Source organism: Pseudomonas sp. URIL14HWK12:I12, assembly GCF_003097135.1.
Lineage (GTDB): Bacteria > Pseudomonadota > Gammaproteobacteria > Pseudomonadales > Pseudomonadaceae > Aquipseudomonas.
In genome coordinates, this window is sequence record NZ_QEQL01000001.1 from 495,772 (window position 1) to 520,844 (window position 25,073).

Annotated in this window: 23 protein-coding genes and 1 tRNA gene; 13 read left to right on the plus strand and 11 right to left on the minus strand. The window is 62.2% G+C overall.

Annotation, left to right across the window (positions count from 1 at the left end; genetic code table 11):
- Position 1: 1 nt before the first annotated feature.
- The 6 genes from F474_RS02240 to F474_RS02265 form a co-directional block, all read right to left on the minus strand.
- A complete protein-coding gene (locus F474_RS02240) occupies positions 2-4,678 on the minus strand; it encodes a leucine-rich repeat domain-containing protein (protein ID WP_097084156.1) in 4,677 nt (1,558 codons plus the stop codon).
- Positions 4,679-4,797: 119 nt separating this feature from the next.
- Positions 4,798-5,136 (minus strand): hypothetical protein, encoded by a 339-nt coding sequence (locus F474_RS02245; protein ID WP_125483358.1) that lies wholly within the window; start codon positions 5,134-5,136, stop codon positions 4,798-4,800.
- Positions 5,137-5,190: 54 nt separating this feature from the next.
- Positions 5,191-6,495, minus strand: coding sequence for an OprD family porin (locus F474_RS02250; protein WP_097084154.1), 1,305 nt, complete (start codon positions 6,493-6,495; stop codon positions 5,191-5,193).
- Positions 6,496-6,751: 256 nt separating this feature from the next.
- Positions 6,752-7,582 (minus strand): amidohydrolase, encoded by an 831-nt coding sequence (locus tag F474_RS02255; protein WP_097084153.1) that lies wholly within the window; start codon positions 7,580-7,582, stop codon positions 6,752-6,754.
- Between the two features lie 25 nt (positions 7,583-7,607).
- Positions 7,608-8,864 carry an MFS transporter gene (locus F474_RS02260; RefSeq protein WP_097084152.1) on the minus strand — a complete coding sequence of 419 codons (1,257 nt, stop codon included), beginning with the start codon at positions 8,862-8,864 and terminating at the stop codon, positions 7,608-7,610.
- A gap of 36 nt (positions 8,865-8,900) precedes the next feature.
- Positions 8,901-9,632, minus strand: coding sequence for a GntR family transcriptional regulator (locus F474_RS02265; protein WP_097084151.1), 732 nt, complete (start codon positions 9,630-9,632; stop codon positions 8,901-8,903).
- 170 nt (positions 9,633-9,802) lie between these two features.
- Here F474_RS02265 and F474_RS22860 point away from each other — a divergent pair, with 170 nt between their 5' ends.
- The 3 genes from F474_RS22860 (at position 9,803) to F474_RS02280 (ending at position 12,721) form a co-directional block, all read left to right on the plus strand.
- Positions 9,803-10,048, plus strand: a complete 246-nt coding sequence (locus F474_RS22860) for a hypothetical protein (RefSeq protein WP_097084150.1) — start codon at positions 9,803-9,805, stop codon at positions 10,046-10,048.
- Between the two features lie 204 nt (positions 10,049-10,252).
- Positions 10,253-11,644: an MFS transporter gene (locus F474_RS02275; RefSeq protein WP_097084149.1), complete on the plus strand. Its 1,392-nt coding sequence runs from the start codon at positions 10,253-10,255 to the stop codon at positions 11,642-11,644.
- Positions 11,645-11,719: 75 nt separating this feature from the next.
- Positions 11,720-12,721: a hypothetical protein gene (locus F474_RS02280; protein ID WP_097084148.1), complete on the plus strand. Its 1,002-nt coding sequence runs from the start codon at positions 11,720-11,722 to the stop codon at positions 12,719-12,721.
- Here F474_RS02280 and F474_RS02285 read toward each other — a convergent pair.
- Positions 12,672-13,493, minus strand: coding sequence for an IclR family transcriptional regulator (locus tag F474_RS02285; RefSeq protein WP_097084147.1), 822 nt, complete (start codon positions 13,491-13,493; stop codon positions 12,672-12,674). The genes F474_RS02280 and F474_RS02285 overlap by 50 nt on opposite strands.
- A 236-nt stretch (positions 13,494-13,729) precedes the next feature.
- Between F474_RS02285 and F474_RS02290 the strand changes: the two genes are divergently transcribed.
- The 8 genes from F474_RS02290 (at position 13,730) to F474_RS02325 (ending at position 20,427) form a co-directional block, all read left to right on the plus strand.
- Positions 13,730-14,749 (plus strand): ABC transporter ATP-binding protein, encoded by a 1,020-nt coding sequence (locus F474_RS02290; RefSeq protein ID WP_097084146.1) that lies wholly within the window; start codon positions 13,730-13,732, stop codon positions 14,747-14,749.
- Positions 14,746-15,615 carry an ABC transporter permease gene (locus F474_RS02295; RefSeq protein ID WP_097084145.1) on the plus strand — a complete coding sequence of 290 codons (870 nt, stop codon included), beginning with the start codon at positions 14,746-14,748 and terminating at the stop codon, positions 15,613-15,615. The genes F474_RS02290 and F474_RS02295 overlap by 4 nt, the downstream gene beginning before the upstream one ends.
- A 3-nt stretch (positions 15,616-15,618) precedes the next feature.
- On the plus strand, positions 15,619-16,413 hold the full coding sequence (locus tag F474_RS02300) for an ABC transporter permease (RefSeq protein ID WP_097084144.1): 795 nt from the start codon (positions 15,619-15,621) through the stop codon (positions 16,411-16,413).
- Between the two features lie 17 nt (positions 16,414-16,430).
- Positions 16,431-16,721, plus strand: coding sequence for a (2Fe-2S)-binding protein (locus F474_RS02305; protein WP_097084143.1), 291 nt, complete (start codon positions 16,431-16,433; stop codon positions 16,719-16,721).
- Positions 16,718-18,079: an NAD(P)/FAD-dependent oxidoreductase gene (locus F474_RS02310; RefSeq protein WP_097084142.1), complete on the plus strand. Its 1,362-nt coding sequence runs from the start codon at positions 16,718-16,720 to the stop codon at positions 18,077-18,079. Before F474_RS02305 ends, F474_RS02310 begins: the two co-directional genes overlap by 4 nt.
- Positions 18,076-19,212 (plus strand): FAD-binding oxidoreductase, encoded by a 1,137-nt coding sequence (locus F474_RS02315; protein WP_097084141.1) that lies wholly within the window; start codon positions 18,076-18,078, stop codon positions 19,210-19,212. Before F474_RS02310 ends, F474_RS02315 begins: the two co-directional genes overlap by 4 nt.
- Entirely contained in the window at positions 19,203-20,234 is a 1,032-nt protein-coding gene (locus F474_RS02320; RefSeq protein ID WP_097084140.1) for an ABC transporter substrate-binding protein, read from the plus strand. Before F474_RS02315 ends, F474_RS02320 begins: the two co-directional genes overlap by 10 nt.
- Positions 20,235-20,341: 107 nt before the next feature.
- Positions 20,342-20,427, plus strand: a tRNA-Leu gene (locus F474_RS02325).
- A 504-nt stretch (positions 20,428-20,931) separates the two neighbouring features.
- On the opposite strand, the gene F474_RS02330 is transcribed toward F474_RS02325, so the two are convergent.
- Both F474_RS02330 and F474_RS02335 read right to left on the minus strand, forming a co-directional pair.
- Complete coding sequence (locus F474_RS02330; RefSeq protein ID WP_097084139.1) at positions 20,932-21,381, minus strand: structural protein P5; 450 nt, start codon at positions 21,379-21,381, stop codon at positions 20,932-20,934.
- A gap of 634 nt (positions 21,382-22,015) precedes the next feature.
- A complete protein-coding gene (locus tag F474_RS02335) occupies positions 22,016-22,585 on the minus strand; it encodes a GNAT family N-acetyltransferase (protein WP_097084138.1) in 570 nt (189 codons plus the stop codon).
- 490 nt (positions 22,586-23,075) lie between these two features.
- Here F474_RS02335 and F474_RS22515 point away from each other — a divergent pair, with 490 nt between their 5' ends.
- Together F474_RS22515 and F474_RS02340 are read left to right on the plus strand one after the other, a co-directional pair.
- Positions 23,076-23,357, plus strand: coding sequence for a hypothetical protein (locus tag F474_RS22515; protein ID WP_125483359.1), 282 nt, complete (start codon positions 23,076-23,078; stop codon positions 23,355-23,357).
- Positions 23,354-23,575 (plus strand): hypothetical protein, encoded by a 222-nt coding sequence (locus tag F474_RS02340; RefSeq protein ID WP_097084137.1) that lies wholly within the window; start codon positions 23,354-23,356, stop codon positions 23,573-23,575. The genes F474_RS22515 and F474_RS02340 overlap by 4 nt, the downstream gene beginning before the upstream one ends.
- Before the next feature lie 193 nt (positions 23,576-23,768).
- On the opposite strand, the gene F474_RS02345 is transcribed toward F474_RS02340, so the two are convergent.
- On the minus strand, positions 23,769-24,125 hold the full coding sequence (locus F474_RS02345) for a hypothetical protein (RefSeq protein ID WP_097084136.1): 357 nt from the start codon (positions 24,123-24,125) through the stop codon (positions 23,769-23,771).
- Positions 24,126-24,690: 565 nt separating this feature from the next.
- Positions 24,691-24,960 (minus strand): hypothetical protein, encoded by a 270-nt coding sequence (locus F474_RS02350; protein ID WP_097084135.1) that lies wholly within the window; start codon positions 24,958-24,960, stop codon positions 24,691-24,693.
- Positions 24,961-25,073 lie beyond the last annotated feature (113 nt).

The following is a 25,073-nucleotide window of genomic DNA, read 5'->3' on the forward strand; positions in this document are numbered from 1 at the left end:
GTCAGCTTCCCCACCATTGCTGGACGTAGCGAGTTGTCAGTGTTTGCGCCAAGGTGTCGAAGGCTTCCTCACGGGCGCTGGCCAATCCTCGGTACAACGCGTTGTATTGCCCCTCGCTCAGGCGTACCGGCTGGCGCCCAGGCCCCCATTCTATCTCCGGAATGGCTGAGCCCTGCCCTTGAGCGGCTTGGTTTTGCCGGGCGATACCGTTGGCGGCAGCGGCTACCAGCTGCTCGTATTGCTGATCGCTGAGGCCCTCCAATGGTACGTGTTCCAGATCGCCGACAGCGTCGTCCGCCCATTCCTGCAGCCGATCCCATAGCGCTTCAGCCGCCTGCCACTCTGGCGCCCCATAGCGAAGGTAAGGCTCCCAACTGCGGTTGGTGCCTAACACGCTGCGTAACGGGTGAAGCTGCCCACTGACCCGAGACCGCCCTGTCAATTCCCAGGCAAACGCCCTGGGCGAAGGCTCATCGTCGTAAAGATGAGTCAACAAGGGCCAAAAGACCTCGGCCTCACCCATCCGTACACTCAAGGAGGGCAGAAAGGCACTGATTTCCACGGCCGTGCACCATACCCAGTCATGCAGGTTTGCCGCCTGCCCCAGGTCGAATATGGGGTTGGCCACCGCATTGCTGAACACCCGCTCTTGCAGCGCACTCAAACGTGCCTGGAAGGCTTCGTCGCTCAAGGCCTGCCGGGCGGCGAAATACACCGAAGTGCGCGCCTCGGCCCCAAGGATGAGGGCTTGCCGGTCTGCTGCGGCGATGTCGTTGCCCAAGGCTTCATCGGGGATGATGGCGGTAGCATCGAACAACCCGGTTATGGCTTCTTCCAGCCAGTAGACCGCTTCGCCACGCTCGATCAAGCGACGGGCGCACTGGCTGAATAGCTCCAGCGTTCGGTCGCCCGCGCGACTACGTTCGCGAAAACGCTCGACGGCCCGAAGTAGGTGAGGCTGGTCTGCGAGCCATTGGTCAGCTGTGTGTATGCAGAGGATGCCGGCCTGCCTGAGCGCTTGGGCTGTGCTGTGCGTGAAGCGGTTGTCAGTCAGGTCGATCGTCACCTCGACGCCTTGCCGCTGCAGAGCGTTGCTTAGCTCGACCAGTTCACCAGGCTCCTGGATGTTGTTGTCGCCCAGGTTGAGGTTCACATCACGCGCAGTGGTGGTACGTAACAAATCCATGGCGGGTTGTGGGATGTCTACTAGCCCGTTGCTCGAAAGGTCCAGCATCGTCAGCGTTGCCGGCACCTCGAAGCTTGGCGACCCAGCGAAACGATTGCGCGCCAGTGACAGATAGCGCAAATTGACGAAAGGTGCGATCACAGCTCGAACTTGATCAGCCGCCAGCCCCACGTGGTCCAGCGACAGGCCCTGCAGCTGTGGCATGCCCGCCAAAACTTCCAGCTGCGCAGGTGTCAAAGGGTTGTCATCGAGCGACAACGAGCGCAGCCCTACAAGGCGCTGTACGGCGCGCAGAGGTTCAAGTGCACCCGATGCCAAGCTGCCCGACAGATTCAGATTGCCGATGGGCGAGATACCCTGCGCCGGTGCAAGGCCCTCGAATGCCTGAGCGGAGTCGGCCAGCGGCAGATCGCGCAGAGACAGAAAACGCAGGCGAGGCAGGCTTGCCACTCCGATCGGCACCGTGGTCAATCGGTTCGCGCCTAGGTACAGGCTGTCGACGTTGCCGAAGCAGGCCAGAAAATGCGCATCCACCTCAGTCAGTTGCATGTTGCTCAAGCGCAGCTCACCGACATGCTCGAACCGGCCCAGAACCACAGGTAGACGGCCGATGGCAAGGCCACTCAGATCGAGCAGCGTACTACCGTCGGTGTTGCGAACTTCTCGACGCCAGGCACGCAGGACGCGCTCGGAAAAAGCACGTCGGTGCTCTGCCAGCATTTCCAGGGCCTGTGCAGTGGGCGCACCATCTGCCCCCCGAAGCGGCGTTGTCGTTTCCGGCAGACGCTCCAAGGCCGTGAGCTCATCTTCATGCCTGACGCCGCTGGCCTGCCAGTCTGCCAGCGCGCCACGCAGCACACGGTATTCCTGTTCAAGGCTGGCAACCTCTAGGGCCGCGCCTCGGTCGCTGGTATTGAACTGTTGGAGCAACGCGGCATGCTCTGAATCCGGCAGGCTCGGATACAGCGCTCTCAGCCGCTCGGCCACCGTATTTACCCAGCGTTGCCCGGAACGGCCACTCAACGCATACCCCACGTGCTTGCCATACCGCCCAGGCGCGGCAAACCAGCCACGCTCCGGGCGCAACCCCAGATCGCGCCGGGTGGCCGTCAGGTCTTCAATGGCGATACGAGTGGCTTGGTCGCGCAATTGCTCAACAGCGGTGGCAACATCGCTCGACCATCGCTCGCGGGCAGCCTGCGGCATGGCGTCCAGCAGTAACTGCTCCAGCGGCACAGGCGCGGCGGAGGTTATGGCACTGGCCAGTACATACCCCCCTTCGGTTTCTCGTATCCGAAGATAGGAAGCGGTGTTACCGGTGCGAACCGCTGCTTTTGGGCGCCCTTCCAGCATCACGTGCAAGCCCTCTGGCCAGCCGGCCAGCCGCTGAACCACCGCGATCAACACCACATCGCGGTCTCGGCTCGGCAAGCCCTGCGCGAGCGCCAGCACCGCCTTGATGGTGCGGGCTTCACGCACGGCACTCGCTGCCGCGGCGCCCATCGATGGAGGGACTTGCCCACGGGAGAGCTGCTCACGCTCCGCGGTCGAAGCACTGTCGACGATCTGATTGGCATATTCTGCCGGCAGCGTAGGGAACTGGCGCATCAATGTGGATGCCCCCGCTACCGGAGCGGGCGCGGTCACGGGGCCTTGCAGCGAGGCGAGCCTCTCAGGCAATGGCATCCCACGACCGGCGTGAAGCTCCGCTGCCAGGGCCGTCGCGTAGCTCAGGCTCGCCGGGGCAGGTCTGCCATTGATCAATGCGTAGCGGATCTGATCGTCCCGCACCCCTGCCAGCACCTTCACACGTTGGAGCGTCTGATCGTCGAGCCTACCGGCCGAAGCGTCCAGCGCACGCAGCAAGCGCGGACCTGACCATTGCCTTGGGGAATCATGGACCCAGCACCAGCCCCTTCCTGGCAACTGCTCCAGTGCAGGCACTGGCAAACGGTTACCAACGGGTGCATCGACCCGAGGATGCCCCTCTTCCAACGCCACCGGGTAGGCCCGGTCCTGGATAACGACCCACTGCTTCTGCCCTGAGCGGTAGAGCCCATCGGAGCCCTGCAGCGCTCCGTCAGGTAGGGGGTGAGGGTCTGCGAACACAGTTGCATCGCCACTGAAGTGAGTGCCGATCGGCAGGCGCTCGATCGCTGAGCCCACGCCTGCCAGGGCGATGGATTGGAGGGCGCCGAACAGCTGCTCTACGGCCTGGTCGATTTCATGCTCTTCAAGCAGATGAATACCGTTATAAATCTGCGACACGATGCCATAGCTGCCTACGACCATCGCCACGCCACCCAACAGGGTTGAGCCCGGGACCAGCATGGCGAAACCGAACAATACCTGTTGCCCAATCGACCAGTATTTCTGCCAGGCCGCGAGCATCCGCTGCGTGTCGTAGACCTGGGTGGGCACTGCAACCTGCAGCGCATGCCTGCGCACGGATTGGCGCCACTGCTCGAAGCGCAAGACCAATACAGCGTTGCCAGTATCGCGCAGTGTCACCGCACGGCGAATGCCTGCCGTGTCGCCAGCTGCCAGGGCCGCGAACAGCCCGAGGCGCTCGTGAAGAGGGAGTTTGCGCCCAACGCAATCGCGCATCGCGGGCGCCGCCATACGATCAAGCAGGCCTCGGGCAGCAGCGCGCAGGTTGGGGTATTCGTAGAATGGGGCGTCTGGCGCGCCAGGGACGTAGAGCACCACGGGGAACGCACCAGAAGCGTTGGGCTGCTGCCCGGTGATGACCAGGCAGCCCTGTATGGGGGCCTGGTCATACCATAGGCCCTGGGCCGTGCTGGTGGCCACCCGGCCGCCGCGCGGCGGCACGCCCACTCCCGCGAGCAGTGCATACCCTTGCTCGCTCAAGGTGCCGCTGAGCAGGGCCTCGAACGCGTCATAACGCATCGTTGCCAAGTCGCTACCTTCCCAGGCAGCCTGCAGCTCCTGCCCGGCAAGTGCCTGAGCAATATAGTCCTGGTAGCGCTGGCCGATATCTAGCTTGCGCACGGCCTTGAAGAACCGATCGAACGAAAAGCCCGGGACGCCGTCGAGGCGATACTCCTGGCGGTCCAAGTCGTAGCCGGTGTCGGAGGGAAAGTTGACCACCGCAGCTTCGAGCAAGCTGCGCGACAATTTCTGATAGCCGCCCTTGGCCCCGTCATCGGGGAGATGCACCGGGTTGATCAGGTTCGGCCCGATGCTGAAATCATTTTCCTCGGGCACATACCAAGTGCAGTGAAACGTCGGAACGAGAAGATTGATATCTGGATGCCCGAGCTGTTTGAACATCGGTTCGAGCAAGGGCACGGCAAACTCACAAATGCTCTGCAAGGGAGCGAGCGCTGCGCGCAGGCGACGTGCCTGGCGGTTGCTCTCCAACCAGCGAGCCTGGAGCTCATCGCGGTCGGACTGGCTTGCGTCAGTAAGCCACTGGGGGGCCTGGCGGGCGAGATCGCCGGCTGGATGCTGATCAAGGTTATAAGGCATGGCAGCTTTCCTGGTTGAGAAAGCCGCCACCATGCCGAGCGCAGCGCTGAGCTCGACGGTACTTATCTAGCGCCCCACGCAGGAGCCACATGAAAAGGAGCCAGATGGCTCCTTACGCATTACTGGCAGGCCTTTGCCATATCGACCCAGGCGCGCGACTCGCGCCACTGTTGCGGCACGAATAGCTGCACCTTTGAGCCTGACCCATCGCGATCAATGCTGGCGCTTATCAATGCCTGGGTAAAGCCCGCACTGGCGACCAACCGTACACCGCTGTCAGTCACATCCTGACGTGCTTGTGGGCGCCAGGTCTGCCATTTGGGCAGCAAGCACTGCCCATACTGCTCGGGTGCCTTGCTGGAAGTACCCGACCAGGTGGGCGCATTGTCATCTTGCTGCTGGCTGGAACAACCGGCCAGCAGCCCTGCCACGATCAACCCCATTACCCTGCGCTTCATACCTGTCCCTCGGTGGTGGTGGTGCCACACTGTAACAGGGCCGGATAAAGTTGTTTACAGGATCGACAAAGGATACTGAACGATCAGGCGGTTTTCGTCGAAACTGTTGGTATTACCGTAGTTGCGACGCAGGCTCGAGTTGCGCCAGCGCACCGTGAGCGCCTTGAAGGTTCCGCTTTGCACAACATAGGCAAGCTCCGTTTCACGGCCGCGATCTTCGCCATCGGTGACGGCGCCCGAGTGCACATTGGTACCTTCGATAAAGCGGTTCATCAAGGTCAAACCAGGAATGCCGAGCCCGGCAAAGTCATAATCATGGCGAACCTGCCAGGAGCGTTCGTCCTTCATGTCGTAACTCCAGCCGTAGCTGTCGTTGGCCAGCGTGCCGCCGCTGGTGCCACTAACACGCTGCCAGCCAACGTCCCCGGAGACTTTCTGCAGGCCCACGTAGAACGTGTTGAAACCGTATTTAAGCGAAAACAGCCCCGAGACAGTGTGGTTGTCCTGATCACCGGCGCGTTCTTGGCCATCGGCACCGCCGATGAAGTAACCAATGTTGGCACCCAAGGTTACAGGGCCTACAGGTTGGGAGTGCAGCAACTGGAAGTACTTCTGATCGTAGACGTCTTCAAGCTGCGCATACCAGGCACCCACCAGCGTGCGTTTGTCGTTGAACGTGTACTCGGCGCCTGCGAAATTGAAGGCGCTGCCGTAAACGGTCGGGCGGCCATGGGACACCTGGTCGAAGTTATTCAGCCCGATGTGCTCCATGCTCGCATCGTTGCGCTGGCTGTTACCTTGGAACTGGCCGGCGTAGAGCGTGACATTGGTGATATCGCGGGATGTCACCTGTGCGCCGCGCAAGGTTTGCGGCAGCGAGCGGCCATCATCGGCGCGCAAGATAGGCAGCACCGGCATCCATTCGCCCACCTTCAGTTCGGTCTTGGAAACCTTGGCTTTGGCAGCCACTGCCAGGCGGCCGAAGTCGTCGGCAGGCTTGTTACCGTCATGAACCGGCAGCAGTTGGGTACCGTAAGTCCCTCGGCCGCCGTCGAGTTTGTAAGACATCAGCCCCAGCACATCCACGCCAAAGCCAACCACACCCTGGGTGTAGCCGCTCTTGGCATCAAGAATGAAGCTCTGGGTCCATTCGGCAGCCTGTCCTCGCTTGGTGGGACCGGGCAACGCCTGCGACTGGCCTTCGTCGACGAAGTTGCGGTTCATGTAGAAGTTGCGCAGGTTCAGGTTGACCTTGGCGTCGTCGACGAAACCTTCGGCATGGGCAACACCTGTAACGCTGGCGAGGCTTACGGAAAGGGCGAGCGTGTGGCGGGTAAGGCGAGCGAGCTTGACGGTCATTATTGTTATTCCCGACGTTTATGGAAGACGCTCCGGGCACAGCGATGCATGGTGAAAAGCGGCGATGGGGCGATCTGTACGCCCTGGCTGCGGGCCCCCCGGCCCGCCCCACTGCCCAGCATTGCTGACCTGAATACGTTGCGTGGAAATTAACCAAATGTTTCAAAACCCGCAACTGCACACCTAGCCCGGGGGCCAATTAACCTCATCAAGGGATTTAAAAAGTGTGCGATAGCCGAACATCGGACCCTGATCGTCAAAAACCGAATAACGCCCTCGGCCCGTGGACGCGCAGCGCCTCGCGCCACCCCTGATGGGGAGCAATGCGCTCGAGCAGCGCGCACTGGCCCGCGAAGTCCATCTGGCATTCGTGTTGGGTGTGAGGCCAGTCACTGCCCCATACAAGCCTGCGCTCGCCGAAGTGCTCGAAAAGCGCCGGCACGGCCGCCTCGGCAAATGCGATGTTTTCAGCGTGGGTGCCTCCGAGCCGATACACCGCCGACACTTTCACCCAGACGCGCTCGCTCTTGCCCAGCGCCAGCATCTGCTTGAAAGTTTCATGGGCTACCCCCAGGCTGGCATGGGGCCGGCCGAAATGATCGACCACCACCTTGCAACCTTGGGCCAGCAGTGCTCGGCAGAGGGTCGGAATGTCCTCGATCTGGCGGTGCAGCTCCACATGCCAGCCCATCTGCGCAACCTGTTGCAGCAACGGCTTCCAATGCGGGGCGTTCAGATCAGGCAAGGGCTTGCCGATCAGGTTCAAGCGGATGCCGACGATACCCTGCACCGCCAGTGCCTCCAGCGCCGCGGCATCAATCCCTTCCTCGACCACCGCCACCCCTTTGAGGCGTTGGGGTGCCTTGGCGATGGCCGCCAGCAGGTGGCTGTTGTCGGTGCCCAGGAAACTGGGCTGCACCAGCACCCCGTGGCTCAGGCCGTGGGTGTCCAGGTGCTCTAGCCAGGCGCCCAGCGTGGCGTCGTAGGCCGGGCTGTAGCGGCGTGCCGCAGTGAGTGCCAGCGCCTGGTCGAACACATGAGCGTGGCTGTCCACGCCGGTTACGGGAATGCTGATCTGCGAAGTCATTGGTTCGGTCATCACGGTTGCTGAATCAAGCCTTGCTCGCCGGCTGCGCGGTGTCCAGATTGCGGCCGCGTGTTTCGGGAAGCGCCAGCGCGGCAATCATCGCCACACCGTAGGCAATGCCGGCATCGATACCGATGGCGCCACCCAGCGACATACTCTGGCTCATATGGCCCACCAGCACCGGGAATACTGCCGACAGCACACGGCCGAAGTTGTAGCAGAAACCTACACCGGCGCCTCGCACGTCGGCCGGATAGAGCTCGTTGAAGAACGACCCAAGGCTCGCCGGGATACCTGCCGCGAAGAAACCGAGCGGGAAACCAAGGAACAGCATCTGCGTGTTACTCAACGGCAGGAACACATAGCACTGCACGGTCACTACGCAGCACAATGCAAACAACAGGATGTTCTTGCGACGGCCCAGCTTGTCCACCAATACGCCACTGGCCATGCAGCCGCACCAGAAAGCAACGATGATCACGGCCAGGTAGCTACCGGAGTTCAATACCGATAGGTGCCGCTCATTTTTCAGAAAGGTCGGCAGCCAGGTCATCACCGCGTGATACCCGCCGTGTGCGCCCAGGCCAAGCAGGCCACCGAGCAAAGTCACGCGCAGCAGCTCAGGGCGAAAGATGCCCCCCACCGAGGCCAGAAACGATCGACCTTGGACGTGCTCGCGCTGGTGAACCGCAGCATCGGGCTCCTGAACATTGCGGCGCACCCAGATGATCATCAGCGCCGGCAACAGGCCCACCACGAACATCACTCGCCAGGCGATGTCCTGCGGGAGCCAGCTGTAGATCAGCGTATAGAGGCCGACCGCAGCGCCCCAGCCCACGGCCCAGGCGCTCTGCACGGTACCCATGACCTTACCGCGGTAACGCGGGTTGATGGTCTCGGCCATCAGCACTGCGCCGGCGGCCCACTCTCCACCGATACCGAAGCCTTGCAGCGCCTTGACCACCACCAGTTGCTCAAAGCCGGTCACGAAAGCCGACAGGAAGGTGCAAAGGCTGAACCAGAGGATCATCCACTGCAGGGTTCGCACGCGGCCGTAACGGTCCGACAGGGTGCCGCCGACCCAACCGCCAATGGCGGACGTTACCAGTGTCACACCGCTGATCAGCCCAGCCTGGCTATTGCTCAGGCTGAAGGCGATCAGCAAGGCTGGAATGGCCAGGCCAAACATCTGGGTTTCCAGCGCATCGAGCGCCCAGCCGCCGAAGCAGGCCCAGAAGGTCTTGCGCTCACGCGCGGTGATGTCTCGATACCACTTGAACATGGGGCTGTCCTGTTGTTGTGTTGGGCACGGAAGCGCTCAGCGGATCTCCACGCTGTAGCGAAAATGTTGGGCGTGGCCGCGCGAACGGCGCCATTCCAAGGGCTGGCCGGCATACCCCCGAGCCAAACGCTCGATCAGCACCACTGGGCTATGCATGGCGATGCCAAGCAGGCTGGCGCTGTGCTCGTCGGCAGGCTCAGCGGTCAGGGTCTCGTCGGCAGAGGCGATGACCTGGCCGCAGAACTCTTCATACAGCGGGTAGAGCAGCGGCCCTTCCTGGTTCAAGTCTTTGTCGAGGATGGCCTCAAACAGCGTCTTGGGTAGCCAGATGTCTTCGGCCAGCAAAGGTTGGGCGTCGATCAGGCGCAAGCGGCTCAGGTGAATCACCGGGTCGCCTTCAGCCAGTTGAAGGGCCTTGGCCGCATCGGACGGAGCAGGTAGCACGTTGACGGCCAATACCTGACTTTCGGGCAGGCGGCGCTCGCCTTCAGTGGTTTGGAAACGGAAAAAACGAAACAGGGAGTCATGAAACTGCGCACGGCGGATGAACGTCCCACGGCCCTGCTGGCGCTCCAGAATGCGTTCGCTAACCAGCATGTCGATGGCCTTACGCACTGTGCCGATCGACAATTGATAGTCAGCGGCCAAGACCGCCTCGGTTGGGATCGCCTCACCCGCTTTCCACCGGTTCCCGCTAATATGCCCGGCCAGCTCATCGCGCAGGCGCTGGTAGAGGGGTAAACGCTCGTCACTGGATAACGCCGGCATGAGACAGCTCCTGGATGTTGTTCTATTTATTCAGTCATCTATATGAATCTACCCGCGCAGTATTGACTGGTGGCAACATGCCGTCAACCCGCCGCGGGTCAGATGGCCTGGAACCCTCACCGCACCTCGCACTCTTCTGCATACACCCATGCAAAACGGAGGGCATTACCATGACCGTTGCTCACTGCACTCATCGGGACTACCTTATCGAGGCGCAGGTTGAAGAACATCCCGGCATTCCGACGCCGTGGGCTGGAGGATGCAGGATCACCCCGCCTGACGGCGCAATCACACGCCGCCTTCCTCTGCCCGTGCAAGCGGCGTTTCTTGCCGACCTTGAATCAGCTCAACACGCTTCCTTGGCCCATGGCCGTTGGCTGGTAGACCAGCATTTGGACGCCGGGCGAGCGTTCTAGCCACCCGCCGCAAGCAGGCTGGCTGCCCATGGCGGTGCACGCTGGCGCCATGGGCACCTGCTCAGTAGTACCGCCCAGGTATTGCGCGGTCACGCTTGAATTTAGGAAAAGCTGCTTCGCTTAACGCTTAGCAAGCTAATTTTCGCAAACAAATATTGCAGCATGTTCCTACAATAAGCCTTTCGCCCTGTCCAAGGCCCGCTCATGTCGCTCCTACCTCAGGCCCGTGTGGCCGCCCTCTCCGCCCGCATCGACCGCCTACCTGCTACCGGCAGCTTGTGGAGGCTGGTCGCGCTGTTATCCATCGGCGGCTTTTTCGAGCTATATGACCTGTTTCAGACCGCCTATATCAGCCCTGGCCTGCTCAAGGCGGGTATATTCGCAACTGGCGCCCAAGGCGCATTCGGGGTATCTGACCAGGCAGCCTTCGCCTCGGCCACCTTCCTGGGCTTGTTCGTTGGTGCAAGCCTGCTCAGCCCGTTCGCCGATCGCTTCGGCCGGCGGGCCGTGTTCACCTACGCGCTGATCTGGTACACCCTGGCGACTGTGCTGATGGGTGTGCAATCGAGCGCCATGGCTATCATCCTCTGCCGTTTCATCGTCGGGATCGGCCTTGGCATCGAATTGGTGACTATCGATACCTACCTCTCCGAGCTGATGCCCAAGCGCATGCGCACCTCGGCGTTCGCCTTTGCGTTTTTCGTGCAGTTTCTGTCGGTGCCCGCCGTGGCGCTGATGAGCTGGTGGCTGGTGCCCCAGGCGCCGTTGGGTATCGACGGCTGGCGGTGGGTGGTGCTGGCCAGCGCCGTGTTTGCGTTGTTCATCTGGTGGCTGCGCAAACGCCTGCCCGAATCGCCCCGCTGGCTGGCCCAGCAAGGCCGTTTCGAAGAGGCCGAAGCGGTCGTGGTGCGGCTGGAGCAACGCTGTGAACAAGAACTGCGCCAGCCGCTGCAAGCACCAGAAATAGAGCAAGCCGAATTCGAGCCCAAGGGGCGCTTCGCCGACATCTGGAAACCGCCGTATCGGCGCCGTGCGTTCATGCTCATCGCTTTCAACTTCTTCCAGGCCATCGGCTTCTTCGGCTTTGGCAACTGGCTACCGGCCCTGCTCGCGGGCAAGGGTATGGAGGCGACCCACAGCCTGGGCTACGCGTTCATCATTACCCTGGCCTACCCGCTGGGCCCGCTGCTGTTCACCCGCTGGGCCAACCGCTTCGAGAACAAATGGCAAATCGTAGGCTCGGCCATCGGCACGGTGATCTTCGGTACGTTGTTCGCTGCTCAGAGCACACCGACCGGGCTGATCGCCTGCGGGGTTATGGTCACGTTCTGCAATGCCTGGCTCACCTTCGCCTACCACTCCTATCAAAGTGAGTTGTTTCCCACCTCCATCCGCGCCCGGGCAGTGGGCTTCTGCTACTCGTTCAGCCGGCTGTCCACGGTGTTCAGCAGCCTGATGATCGGGTTCTTCCTGGAGCATTTCGGCACGCCCGGGGTGCTGGCATTCATCGTCAGCAGCATGCTGATCGTGACGCTGACCATCGGCGGGTTCGGCCCCCGCACTCGCAACCTGGCACTGGAGCGCATCGCGCACTGATTCAGAACGCCGCCGATTTATCCGGCGGCACCGGCGTGGTTCCATCCGCAGCTTTCTGCCGATGGAACCACGACCATGCCACCGCACGACGCTCATTCGCAAAGGTTGCAGACCTTCGCCAGTGCCCTACCGGGCACAGAGCACTTGTACCTGTTGCTTGACCCGCTGGCTGCCTACCCTATCGAAGGGGCATTGAGTGGCCGCCATCTGGCTGAGCACCTGGGAACTGCACGGGTGTACCCCATCCCCTGCCGACGGCTGGCGCACAGCACGGCCCATCAACCCTTGCTGTGCCAACTCGCCGGGCCTGGCCTGCGCTTGGCTACGACAGCGCTACAGGCCAGCGTACTGCGCGCCTGTCAAGAACAAGGCGCCCAACAGCGCTATATCTGCGGTTGGCTGCATAGCCGCGCTTGCATTGCAGAAGTCGCCCGGCACATTAGCCGCCAGGCTGACGGGTTACCTGAACTCGGCGGTGCGGCCCTGCCATGGTACGAACCACTGCGCCTGGAGTTGCTGGCGACCACGCTCGGGGACAGCCTAGGTGGTTTACTGGGGCCGATTCAAAGCTGGTGGGCGCCCTCCAGCTGGGGGCCAATTGCCCAATGGGCCGGGGGCGGCCGGGCGACCGATGAGCAATGCGCTCGAGCCACGCAGGCTCAGGCTCTCGTACCGCTGGTACGGCGCCTTCTGGACCTCTGGCGAGCGGCACAGCGAGCGCCCTTGGTGCATTTCGCCCCCGCGAACGGCAACTCGGCAGCCTTGCCGCCGAATGCCGCGCGCGAAGCACTGAGCCTTATCCTGCACGCTCAAACCCTCGGGCTGCACCGCACTCAGGACATACTCGCGCTCTGCCTGGGCAGGGCTTGCGTGGATCAGCGGCTGCATGAACACCCAGGTATCCGGCTGCACATCGATCAGGCTGCGCGCGGCGTGCATCCGCTGCCCGTGGCGCTGGCCCGCTATCATGGCGGGCAATGGCAAAGCCTGCTTGCCGAGCCCAGCGATACCCGCCAGGGGCGAGCTTTCAGCCAAACCCTGCCGACGGCCGACGCAGTACCGGGTCGAACGGATTGACCCGCGCCCCGATCGACGCGGCTTCGCGTTTTAGCATGTCCACCACCATGGGGCGGCGCTGATCATTGAGCCGCTCGCTGAGCGTAGCCACACTCAGCGCCGCCACCGCAGTGCCCTGGCGATCGAGGATTGGCACCGCCAGCCCTGCCATGCCATCGAGCACGCCAGTGTTGCGGTCGGCATAGCCGCGCTCACGCACGTTAGTGATTTCTGCGCGTAGCAGCACCTCATCGTACCGATGCTCGTCTTTGAGCCTCGGCAAGTTGTAGCGAATGATTTCTTCACGTTCTTCGTCGGGCAGAAACGCCAGGATTGCCAGCGCACCTTGCCCACCGCCCAACGGCAAGCGCCCGCCAATATCACCGGTGAAGGTCCGGATTGGGTATGGGCCTTCGCTGCGGTCCAGGCACATGGCTTCGAAGCCTGCCCGTGCCAGCAGAAATATCGAGTCGCCCAGCGAAGCCGACAGCCTCAGCAAGCTGGGCCGCGCCGTTTCGCGCAAGTTACCTGCACGCCCCGCTTGTGCAGCGAGGGCGAAAAAATCCAGCCCCAGCCGGTAACGCTTGCTGTTTGCACATTGCTCAACCACGCCTTCTTCGACCAAGGCACGCAACAGGCGGTGAGTGGTGGGCTGGGACAACGCCACACGCTGCGCCAGGTGAGTGAGCTTTTCACCCTCCGGGCTGGCCGCAGCCAACGCCCGCATCACGCTGAACAGCCGGCTGGCAGCACCCACACCTGCATCGGACTTTTGCTCACTGGAATTATGCATGCCATATCGCCCTATTAATTTCACTCATCGAAATTTTATAAAGAAAGTTCTCATTGAGTGAAAACACATCTTGTCGGCGATCCTAACGTCGGCCTACCCTCAGGTCCATAGGGCGATACCCACAATCATCGGCCGCCGCCATAGAAGCGAGCGCCACCGTCCGACTGCAAAGCCATTTCGCCCCTGCCTATCACCGTGCCCGCTCATTGCGGGCGGCCCCTGAGGAGCATGACGCAATGGCATTTCTGACCCTTGAAAACCTCAGCAAGCAATACGGCCCAACCTGGGCTGTGGCGAGCACGTCACTGGCAATCGAACAGGGCGAGTTCGTGTCCTTGCTCGGCCCCTCCGGTTGCGGTAAGACCACTACCTTGCAGATGATTGCCGGCTTTGTCGAAGCCAGCGCCGGGCGCATTGTGCTGGGCGGGCGCGACATCACTCATGCCAAGCCGGCCAGCCGCGGGCTGGGCGTGGTGTTTCAAAGCTATGCACTGTTTCCCCATATGAGCGTGCGCGACAATGTCGGCTTCGGCCTTCGCATGCGCAAGGTGCCGTCAGCAGAGCTGGCGCAGCGTGTGGCACAGGCACTTGCACTTGTGCGGCTGAGCGCCCACGCCGAGCGCTACCCCCGGGAGCTTTCCGGTGGGCAGCGCCAGCGCGTAGCCCTGGCGCGAGCCTTGGTCATCGCCCCGCCGGTGCTGCTGCTCGATGAGCCGCTGTCGAACCTGGACGCGCACCTGCGCGAGGAGATGCAGTTCGAAATTCGCCGCATCCAGCGCGAGGTCAACATCACCACCTTGATGGTCACCCATGACCAGGCCGAGGCCTTGTCGATCAGCGACCGGGTCGTGGTGATGGAAGCTGGGCGGGTGACCCAGGTCGATGCGCCCTACCGCCTCTACGAACACCCGCGCACGCGATTCATTTCCGATTTCGTCGGCAAGGCCAACGCCCTCCCCGGCACACTGGCGGCCCATGGCCTGCCGCAGGTGGATGCCGAGGGCAACCTGCAGCTGTCGTTGCGCCCGGAGAAGATCGACCTATGCCCTGCTGGCCAGGGCCGGCTGCAAGGTGAGGTGCTGGCGCGGTTCTTTCTCGGCAGCCAGTGGCTGTACCGCCTGCGCACAGTAGTCGGCGAGCTCACAGTGGTGCAGCGCAATGACGGCCAGCCCCCCCATGATGAAGGCACCGCGCTGGGCCTGAACTGGGACGACGCGCTACTGCGAGTGCTGGAGCCTGGGGAGGTCGCGGCATGAGCACGCCCCTGATGCGTGAGGCGCGGGCCGGGTATGGCTTGAGCGCACCGGCGTTGATCCTGTTCGCCGCATTGCTGGTGTTGCCCCTGGCGCTGACCCTGGTGCTGTCGTTCAACGTGTTCGACTACGAGACCGGCATCAAGGCCGGCCAGTACACCCTGGAGCACTACCGCGCGCTGTTGAGCGACCCCTATTTCTACGAGATCTTCTTGCGCACGTTCTGGATCAGCGCGCTCGTGACTGTGCTGTGCGTGTTGATCGGTGTGCCGGAAGCCATCGTACTCAGCCGTATGGGCACGCCGTGGCGCTCGATCTTCCTGATCCTGGTGCTGACGCCCCTGTTGATTTCGGTGGTGGTGCGGGCCTTCGGTTGGAGCCTGCTGCTGGGTGCGGACGGGCTGGTCAACCAAGCGATCATGGCCCTGGGCGGCCGCCCATTGAAACTGCTCTACACGCCATTGGCAGTGATCGTCGGGCTGGTGCACGTAATGCTGCCATTCATGATCATCCCGGTATGGACGTCGCTGCAGAAACTCGACCCCGCGGCGGAACAGGCTGCGCTGTCGCTGGGCGCAAGCCAGTGGACGGTACTGCGCCGGGTGGTGCTCCCGCAGGTGGTGCCGGGCATGCTTTCCGGCACCTTGATCGTCTTCGGGCTGGCGGCCAGCTCCTTTGCCATCCCCGGCCTGCTGGGTGGCAGGCGGTTGAAGATGGTCGCCACGGTGATCTACGACCAGTACCTGGCAGAGCTGAACTGGCCGATGGGGGCCACCCTGGCGGTGGCACTTCTGTTGCTGAACCTGGTGGTGATGCTGGGCTGGAACCGCCTGATCGAACGCCGCTACCAACGTGCCCTGGGAGCCTGACCCATGACCCGCAATGGCCCATTGGCCCTGAGTTTCCACGCCCTGGTAATGCTGTTCATGCTCGCCCCGCTGTTGGTGGTGTGCCTCGTGGCCTTTACCCCAGAGAACACGCTCAGCCTGCCCACCGCCGGGTTTTCCTTGCGCTGGTTCAAGGCCGTGTTCGAGCGCCAGGACTTTCTTGACGCCTTCCTCAACAGTTTGCGGCTGGCGGCGCTGTCGGCGAGCCTGGCCACCCTGCTTGCGGTACCGGCTGCGCTGGCAATCACCCGCTACCGCTTCCCAGGCCGAGGGGCGCTGAACGGGCTGTTCCTCTCGCCCATTATCATTCCGCACCTGGTACTGGGGGTGGCACTGCTACGGCTGTTCGCGCTGCTGGGCGTGAACGGCAGCTTCAGCTGGCTGGTGCTGGCCCATGTATTGGTGATTACCCCTTACGTGCTGCGTCTGGTACTGGCCGCGGCAATCGGCATGGACCGCAGCGCCGAGCAAGCGGCCCTGAGCCTGGGCGCCGGGCCCGTGTCGCTGTTCTGCCGTATCACCTTGCCGATGATCCTGCCCGGTGTAGCCGGGGGCTGGCTGCTGGCATTCATCAACAGCTTTGACGAAGTCACCCTATCGATCTTCGTGACCTCTCCGGCAACCCAGACGCTGCCGGTGCGCATGTATGTCTACGCCACCGAATCGATCGACCCGATGATGGCGGCCGTTTCGGCGCTGGTGATCGCCCTCACCGCTGCGACCATGATCCTGCTAGACCGCATCTACGGCCTGGACCGTGTGCTGGTCGGCAAACAGTGAACCACAGGAACCGCGCCATGGCCCTGCTCCGACGCCTTGCTGAAACCCAACGCCCCCGCGTGCCCTTCACCCTCGATGGGCAGGCGGCCGAGGGCTTAGCCGGCGATACCCTGCTGACCGCAATCCTCACCCAGGCAGAGCACCTGCGCGGGGCCGATTTCAACGCCGAGCCGCGCGCCGGTTTCTGCCTGATGGGCGCCTGCCAGGATTGCTGGGTGCGCCTGGGCGACGGCCGCCGGGTACGGGCCTGCTCCACTTACCTGGAGCCGGGAGCCTGCGTGCAGCGCGAAGCGGGGCGCAGGCCATGAGCGAGGTAGTGATCGTTGGTGCAGGGCCTGCCGGCATTCGTGCCGCCCAGACACTGTGCGCGCATGGCCTGCGCCCGGTGCTGCTGGACGAAGCGCCCCAGGGCGGCGGCCAAGTGTACCGCCAGCAACCCCCGGGGTTTACCCGTGATGCCGGCCAGTTGTATGGCTTCGAGCGGCGCAAAGGGCAGGCGCTGCACACCGCCCTGGCGCAGCTCGAGGGGCAGCTCGACTACCGCCCCGACACGCTGGTGTGGAACGCCGAAGCACCCTGGCTCGACACCCTGTCTCAAGGCCGTGAAGCCCAGCGGCTGGCGTTTTCCGAAGTGCTTATCGCCACCGGCGCCACGGACCGCATCTTGCCGGTACCGGGCTGGACGCTGCCTGGGGTGTACAGCCTGGGAGCAGCCCAGATCGCGTTGAAGTCCCAGGCGTGCGCCATCGGTGAGCAGCTGGTGCTGGCCGGCAGCGGGCCTTTGCTGTACCTGCTGGCCTGGCAATACGCCAAGGCCGGCGCGCCGCCACTGATGGTACTCGACAGCGCCCCACTGAGCGCCCAAGCCCGCGCTACGCCGGCCCTGCTCGCCCAACCGGCCACCTTCGCCAAGGGCGTGTATTACCGCGCCTGGCTGGGCGTGCACGGCGTGCCCGTGCACACCGGTGCGCAGCTGCTGAACGTGGAGGGTGACCAGCGCGTTGAGGCGGTGCATTGGCAAGATAGCCGCGGCCAGGCGCACCGCGTCGCCTGCGACGCGCTCGCCTTCGGCCACACCCTGCGCAGTGAAACCCAGCTGGCTGACTTGTTGGGCTGCACCTTTCAATGGAGCGCCGCGAACCGCGCCTGGTTGCCTACGCGAGACGAGGGTGGGCGGGCCAGCGTAACGGGTGTGTACCTGGCCGGTGACGGGGCCGGCATTCTCGGCGCCGACGCCGCCGAGCTGGCCGGCGAGCTGGCAGCGCTGAGCCTGGTCAGCGATCGCGGGTTGCACGTAGACCCGACTCGGCGCCATGAGCTGCAACAGCGCCTCGGCTCGCTTGAGCGCTTCCGACAAGGCCTTGAGCGGGCATTTCCTTTTCCCGAGCAGTGGGCTGGCCAGGCCAGCGATGAACTGGTCGTTTGCCGCTGCGAACAGGTGAGCGCTGGGGAAATTCGCGCCGCCGTACGTCAAGGGCATTGGGAGATCAACCGGGTCAAAGCCACTTGCCGAATCGGCATGGGTCGCTGCCAAGGGCGCCTGTGTGGGGCCGCTGCGGCGGAGCTGATCGCCTGCGAGAGTGGCCGGGCTGTCGACCAGGTGGGCCGGCTGCGTGCCCAGGCGCCGATCAAGCCGCTGCCCTTTGGCGTGGAGGTAAAACCATGAGTACGCAGCCATTGGATGCCATCGTGATCGGCGGCGGCATCGTCGGCGCCAGTGCCGCACTGTGGCTGGCCCGGGCAGGCAAGCAGGTGGCGCTGCTGGAGCGCGACTTTTGCGGCTCGCGCTCCAGCGGGGTCAACTATGGCGGTGTGCGCCGGCAGGGGCGGTCGCTCGTACAACTGCCCCTTTCCTGCCGCGCTCACCAGATCTGGGGGCAGTTACCGGAGCTGCTGGGCATCGATGGTGAGTATGTGCGCTCGGGGCATCTGAAACTGGCCCGCAGCGAGTCAGATTTCGCAGCATTGCAGCGCTGGGCGACGTTGAGCGAGCCGTTCGACCTGGGTTTGCAATTGCTCGACCGGCAGCAACTGCGCGCCCGCTTCCCCTGGGTGGGAGATATCGCCGTGGGCGCCTCCTATTGCCCTGAAGACGGCCACGCCAACCCGCGCCTGATGTCCCCTGCCTTCGCCCAGGCCGCGCGGCGCCACGGTGCGCACGTACACGAGCAATGCACTGTCACTGCAGTCGAGCCGAGCGGCGCCGGTTTCACGGTGCACACTGCGCAAGGCCAGCGCTTCAGCGCCCCTTGGCTGCTCAACTGCGCCGGCGCCTGGGCCGCGGCGCTGGCCAGCCAAGTCGGCGAGCCGGTCCCGCTGGTGGCGGGCCATCCGGCCATGCTCGTCACAGAACCTCTACCGATGTTCATGACCGCCAGCACCGGCGTCGAAGGCGGCGGTATCTATGCCCGCCAGGTGGCGCGCGGTAACTGTGTAATGGGCGGCGGGCAGGGTTTCGCGCTCGGCGAAAGCACAGCGCGCGCCGGCCAACTGGCGGTGCTCGACATCCTGCGCAATGCCTGCGAACTCTATCCTGCCCTGGCCGGGGCACAGGCGATCCGCACCTGGAGCGGTACGGAGGGCTACCTGCCTGACCGGGAGCCGGTGCTTGGGCCCAGCTCCACCACCCCTGGCCTGCTGCACGGCTTCGGCTTCGCAGGCGCGGGGTTTCAGATCGGGCCGGCGGCGGGCGAAGCGCTGGCCGAGTGCATCCTGCTGGGCGAGCCGCGCCACAGCCTGCAGGCTTTTTCCATCGAACGTTTTCAACACTCGACAAGGAGCAATGCCCCATGCGCATGACACTCAAGCTGCTGGCAGCCGCCCTGTGCCTGCCCTGCACCGCCGCCCTGGCTGAACCTACGCTGTACCTGGGCATGAACGGCGGGACCATGGAACGGCTGTATGCCGACAACATCCTGCCGGCCTTCGAAAAGGCACACCAGGTGAAGGTGGTGATCGTGCCGGGCACGTCAGCCGACATTCTCGCCAAGGTGCAGGCCAGCCCGGAGAAACCGCCGATACACGTGATGTTCCTGGACGACGGCGTGATGTACCGGGCCATCAGCATGGGGCTTTGCAGCCCCCTGGCCAAAAGCGCAACACTCGCCCAACTGCCCGCTAACGCAGTCATAAAGGGCCAGGCTGCGGCAGTCAGCCTGGGCGTAACGGGCCTGGCCTACAACAGCCGGCTGTTCAAGGAAAAAGGCTGGGCAGCGCCCACCTCTTGGGCAGACCTTGCAGACCCCCGCTTCAAAGACAAAGTGGTGTTCCAGTCGCTATCCTCGTCCACCTTCGGCCTGCATGGTTTCTTGATGTTCAACCGCTTGCAGGGCGGTGACGAGCAGAACGTCGATCCCGGTTTCAAAGCCTGGCCCCAAACGGTGGGGCGCAACGTGCTGGAATACATTCCAAGCTCGGCGAAACTTTCGGAGATGGTGCAGACCGACGAGGCCGCCCTGTTCCCGCTCACCCCTACCCAGGTCACCGCGCTCAAGCTCAAGGGCATTCCGGTGGAATACGCCCAGCCCAAGGAAGGTGCAGTGGTATTGAACGTGGCCGAATGTGCCGTGGCCAACAACGATCAGCCTGAGCTGGCGCAGCAACTGGCCGAGTTCCTGCTCAGCCCTGAGGCCCAGGCGCCGGCGTTGGAACTGGGCGACCAGATCCCTTCGAACCCTACCACGCCCACGACCGACAAGACCCGCGACCAGGTACAGGCCATGCAGGCCTACCTGAAGACAGCAGTGACCATCGACTGGGACCAGGTAAACAAGGTGCGCCCGCAATGGAATGCCCGCTGGAACCGCCAGATCGAGCGGTGAGCGGCCAGCCCAGGCTTGCCTGAGCGCGACGGGCTGTATATAGTCGCAGCCCTCAGCCGCGATAGTGCTTGATGTTCAAGGGCTTACGCGGCTCAGCGCTTTCAGCTGCCCGAATGGTGAAATGGTAGACACAAGGGACTTAAAATCCCTCGCGGGCAACCGCGTGCCGGTTCGAGTCCGGCTTCGGGCACCAGTTATCATGCGGGCTGTAGCTCATACGACCGTATGATTTCTAGGACTGCCGGTCCGCAAAAAACCTTCTGGTTCGCAATTCTCAGATATCCGCTGCATTCCCCCTCCTCACCCGACGCCAAGTGCGGCGTCACGCTCCCCGAAATCAGGAAATCGTCTTCGTCCCGGATGTACCGCTTCGGACACCGCGGGTTTTCCGAAAGCAGTATCCGGTTTCGTCATAGTGGATGCCGGCACTGATCATCCTGCCTCCCTCTACCCGCATCAGGTAGGTGGCTAGGCCCAAAGGCCAAAGAGCTCGTCGAGAAAGATGCCTTCGGTCGGGATATTCATGCTGGCTGACTTCATGGGCTGGCTTGTGGCGGATGAAACGAAGGCGCTCTGTGGGAAGCGATGGCCCTGCCATGAGTGGGTAAAGGTGAGCGCGCGAAGACGCATGGCATGCGCTGCTCTGGAGCCGTGCGCACCCCGACCTCGAAGGCTGGCGGCTGAGGCTGGGCTGGGTTCATGCCAGCGCCCGCCGCACACCCTCGGTGACGACCGAATCAGGGTATGGGTTGTACCCGTTCTCATGAACGATAATGCCCTCGACCAGGGTCCGCAGCGTTGCGGGCTGGCGCACATCGATCGCTGCCTTGGGGGGCACGCCCAAGCGCTTTGCAACATCGGCAACATAGGCGCCTGTGTCGTTCTCACCAGGTGGTGCCCAGCGGTGGATGGTTTCCCGTACCGTGTCGATGCCAGGCCCGCCTGCGCCGGGCTCGCCGTCCTTACTGCGATAGGCAAGCAGCAGCTTGCCCAAGGCACGGATGCCGTTTTCCGGGCTGTCGAACCGCGCAAAGCGAGGCTTGGGCACGCCCTCCTCCCGGCCCAGCTGGCCCTGCCACTGGTTACGGGTATTGAAGTCGATGTTGCCAGGGTTATTGTTGCGGATGCCGCGAGTGAGAATGCCCATGGTTTTCTCCAGGCAAAAAAAGCCCGCATAAGAGGGCTCAGCTTCAAACTTGTTCCAAGCATAGATAGCGCGTTGGGGCCTTACATTCCTGAAAGAAAGTTTTCAGCTGCAATGTTCTGTACGCGCGGGCCGCAGTTGTGCAAAGTTCTTAATAAGCCTGCCACAAGGCTACGATGAAATAATAACTGGCAGCCGCTATGACAGTGAGCGCCGCAAGCCCCAACAGAATTGGATTTTTCAGCAAAAGCAAAAATCCAACAACTTGATCATTGCGATAGCAAGGTCAGCGCACTAATGTGTTCGCGCAGAAGTTCAGGTACGAACCTCTGTCACCTCATCTTGGCCCGCAGACTGAGTCATTCTGGCGGATTGATATTCGGGACCGTTGTGAACGCAAGCTCGGACTTGTTCAGCGCTCGCTTACCCGTGCTTCCCGCCAGCGCTTTCTTGGTCATCGGCCTGGGTTTTCGACCACGGCCGGCGACCGTGGCAGCGCTTCCGATAGCGCGGCTCCTAAACTTTTAATTGCGGGGGTGCAAAAAACGAAGGGCGGGCGGTGCCCGCAGGCATAGGCCCAAGGGTTGGGCCCACCGCCAAACCACGGCGGTGCAGCAATGCTCGAGGCCTCTGAATATCACTTGCTTCGGGTACCATCTAGCCGCTCCCTGATGTCCGTAGAGAGTAAGCCGTACTGATGAAGACTTAAAAATGCCCCGTCTTTGAATTCAACATCGCGAAGAGTGCCCTCCCGTTGAAATCCAAACTTCCTAAGAAGAGCGCAACTGGACTCATTCTCCGGCTCAACCTCTGCATGGATGGGGTGCAAGCGCAGGGTGCTGAACCCGTAGTCAATCATTGACGGCAAAGCTTCGGACAAGAGACCTTGACGCCAGTACTCGGGCATCAGCCAATAGCCTATCTGTGCCTTCCGGTGCTCGTGGCACACATCGTTGAAGCCACAGGCCCCTATCAATGATTCGTGGTTGATGAATGATATCCCCCACCAGATACCTGACTTCTCGGCGACGATTCGTTCAAACCACCGCATTTGTTCTTCCGTCTCGGTGAGGCTCGAATATGAAACGCCATAGTGGGCGATTACCTTCGGGTTGGAAAGCGCCCTATACACATCAACCAGGTGGCTAGGAAGTATCTTTCTTAGTGTGATTCTTTTTAACAGAAACTCGGGATGGGCCGTAAGCATTGTGATAGGTCCCTACCTAAATATGCACCTAAATTAACACAGGCACTTCCGCCTTTTTACCATTTCACCCATGCCGCATCCGACCACAGAGGGCGGGGCAGGCAGGGAGAAAACTATGATCGGCACCACCTGCGAGTACGTTCAGAAGCATTATGGGGTCCCGGCATGTATAGGCCGCCGCGTCTTGGATTGCTGCGATTCAACTTTTTACCGCAATTACGCTACCCTTACGTCTTTGATCAGCCGAAAGTTAACGATTATCTGCCGCACCCTCCGCAGCGTCCTACCAATCGATCTACCGCCCTGGCCGATACCGTCCATCCTGCACTGCTCGACGTCGCCGCCCGAAATAAAATACTGTTCACCCATACAGCATTTCGGAGCTTTCCATGTCTTCCCGCCACATGCGCCGCCGCCCCTACTCCCCAGCTGGCAGGTATGAATTGTTTTGCCCCAGCCAAGCTGAGCCTGCGGTCACATCCTCAGCAACGTGTTCACCATAAATCCCCGTCTGACGCTGGGCGCGCTGTATGGCCTGGTGAGGGTTGACGACGAAGGCGCCTGGATACCGTGTTCGACTGCCGAGGCTCTACCCGAACCCATTGAGTGCCTGCGCCGGACCAGAGCCAATGAAGTGCTCAAGCTGCGGCCGAACCCTCTGGAAGGTCAAAGCCCCTACCTACGCCCGCACCTGGCCGATGCGCTGCGCATCGACGACTGCGCGCTGTGCCGTAGCGCCGGTTTCGTGTGGGAAGGCGTAATTCTGCCATGAGTGAGTATGGGTCAGAGCGCAAGGCCGCTTGGCAGGGGCTACTCGAAAGCGCGCAGGATTGCCCTGATCTGGAAGCCTGGCGCTTGCGCCTTCATGGCATTGCTGCCGGCATGCAAGCAGCCGGAGAGATCGATGCACTTGAGGCGTTCGACCTGCGCCAACTGGCTGATGCGGCCTTCAGCTTCTTTATGGAGCAGCGGCTTGATGCAAGGCGCTGAACAAGGCGGCGGTTTAGCGCGTCGCTGGTGGTGTGGGCCAGGCAAAAACAGTTTGAGCAAATCCCAATTGGGCAAAGGCGATGAAGACTGATCAAACGATCTCACTGGCTGGCGTTGGCGACACGGCCCGGCGGGAGAAAAATGGAGATCGTGGAAATAGGCCCAGCAACCGAATGATGGGCCAAAGGGTGAGTTAAAGCAGTGCAGTGGACAGCATACCCAAGGCGCCCAAAACGAAGCCGATGAGCGCGCCCCGTCTCGGTGTTTCGTGGAACAGCGACCACACAACTACAGGCTCAAGAAGCAACAAAGAGGTGACTGATACCACGGTGACGATCCAGATATCACCGACTGCAACGTATCCGAGCCAGTATGCCGCCAGTAGACAAACGCCCGCAAAACACATCAGTGCCAGGGGGAAGCTGAACGACCCCCACGATACGCTGCCTGTCTGGGCGAGTTTGGCGACGACCACCTCACTGTAGATTGCACAGAACTCACCGACCACCATCAAGCCTAGAGCAGAAACTCCGAGTAATTCTTTGGACATATCAAAAACTCCTTCGTATTCAGCGCAATGTTTTTCCGCTCCCAGCTGGCGATGCCGCTGACCAGAAGCGCGTTGCAGGAATACGAAGCTGCCTTGAATAGGCCTGAATGATCGAAATACTGTCCCATGCTCATGTCCTTCGAAAGAGGTGAGTCTTGGCGCCAACCCAAGACACCGTTCAGATAATACGGCCCTTGAGCCGCTCTGAACAACCAACGCCGCATCAGCCTGGCGTTAACTGCCCGGTGTCTTTCGCTGCATAGGTTCTGGTCACAAGCACGAAGGAAATACGTGGCCGGCGTCCGGGTCACTCGGTATCGCGGCACGTATGGCGGGCAGGCCGCCGGCGATCACTTCGCCATTGGGTGAGTGCTGGAAGTGCGGAGCAAGTTATACAAGCTTGCATCATAGGCGGGGGAGAGTCGATGCTCGAAATCACCGGCATGCTCGCTGGGGCGAAAGTTCAGCTCTACGCAGGAGCCACGAACAACAGATGCAGATCGGCAACGCCTGACGCTACCACCCGAAAGACCGCGCAGCCTCCTCTACCAGCACCGCACCCTGGCTATCGACAGAACGGGCAATACAGATTGTCCATGAAGTCATCACATGCAATGTCGCCATCGAGCACCTGCACCACAACCTCACCGTGTGTATCACACAGCAGTGATTGCCCGGCCCCCTGGTGGACAGGGGGATGATCGCCGAACTCGTCACAGCCGCACCATGGGCATTTCTGCACCACGGCGCCGCCCGGCCCAAGGATTGCCAAGGTCCAGTTGCAGCCATTGCAGCGAAAACGGGTGAGCGGACGTGCGCAGGTGAGGTTGGGCATGAGCCATTCCTTAGTTCAATTGAGCGCTGCCAGGGTATATGGACGGTTACAGGGTGGGTTAGGAAATAATTCGACGCCCCGGGCCGGCGCTGGGCCTGTTCGATGGCATCGTG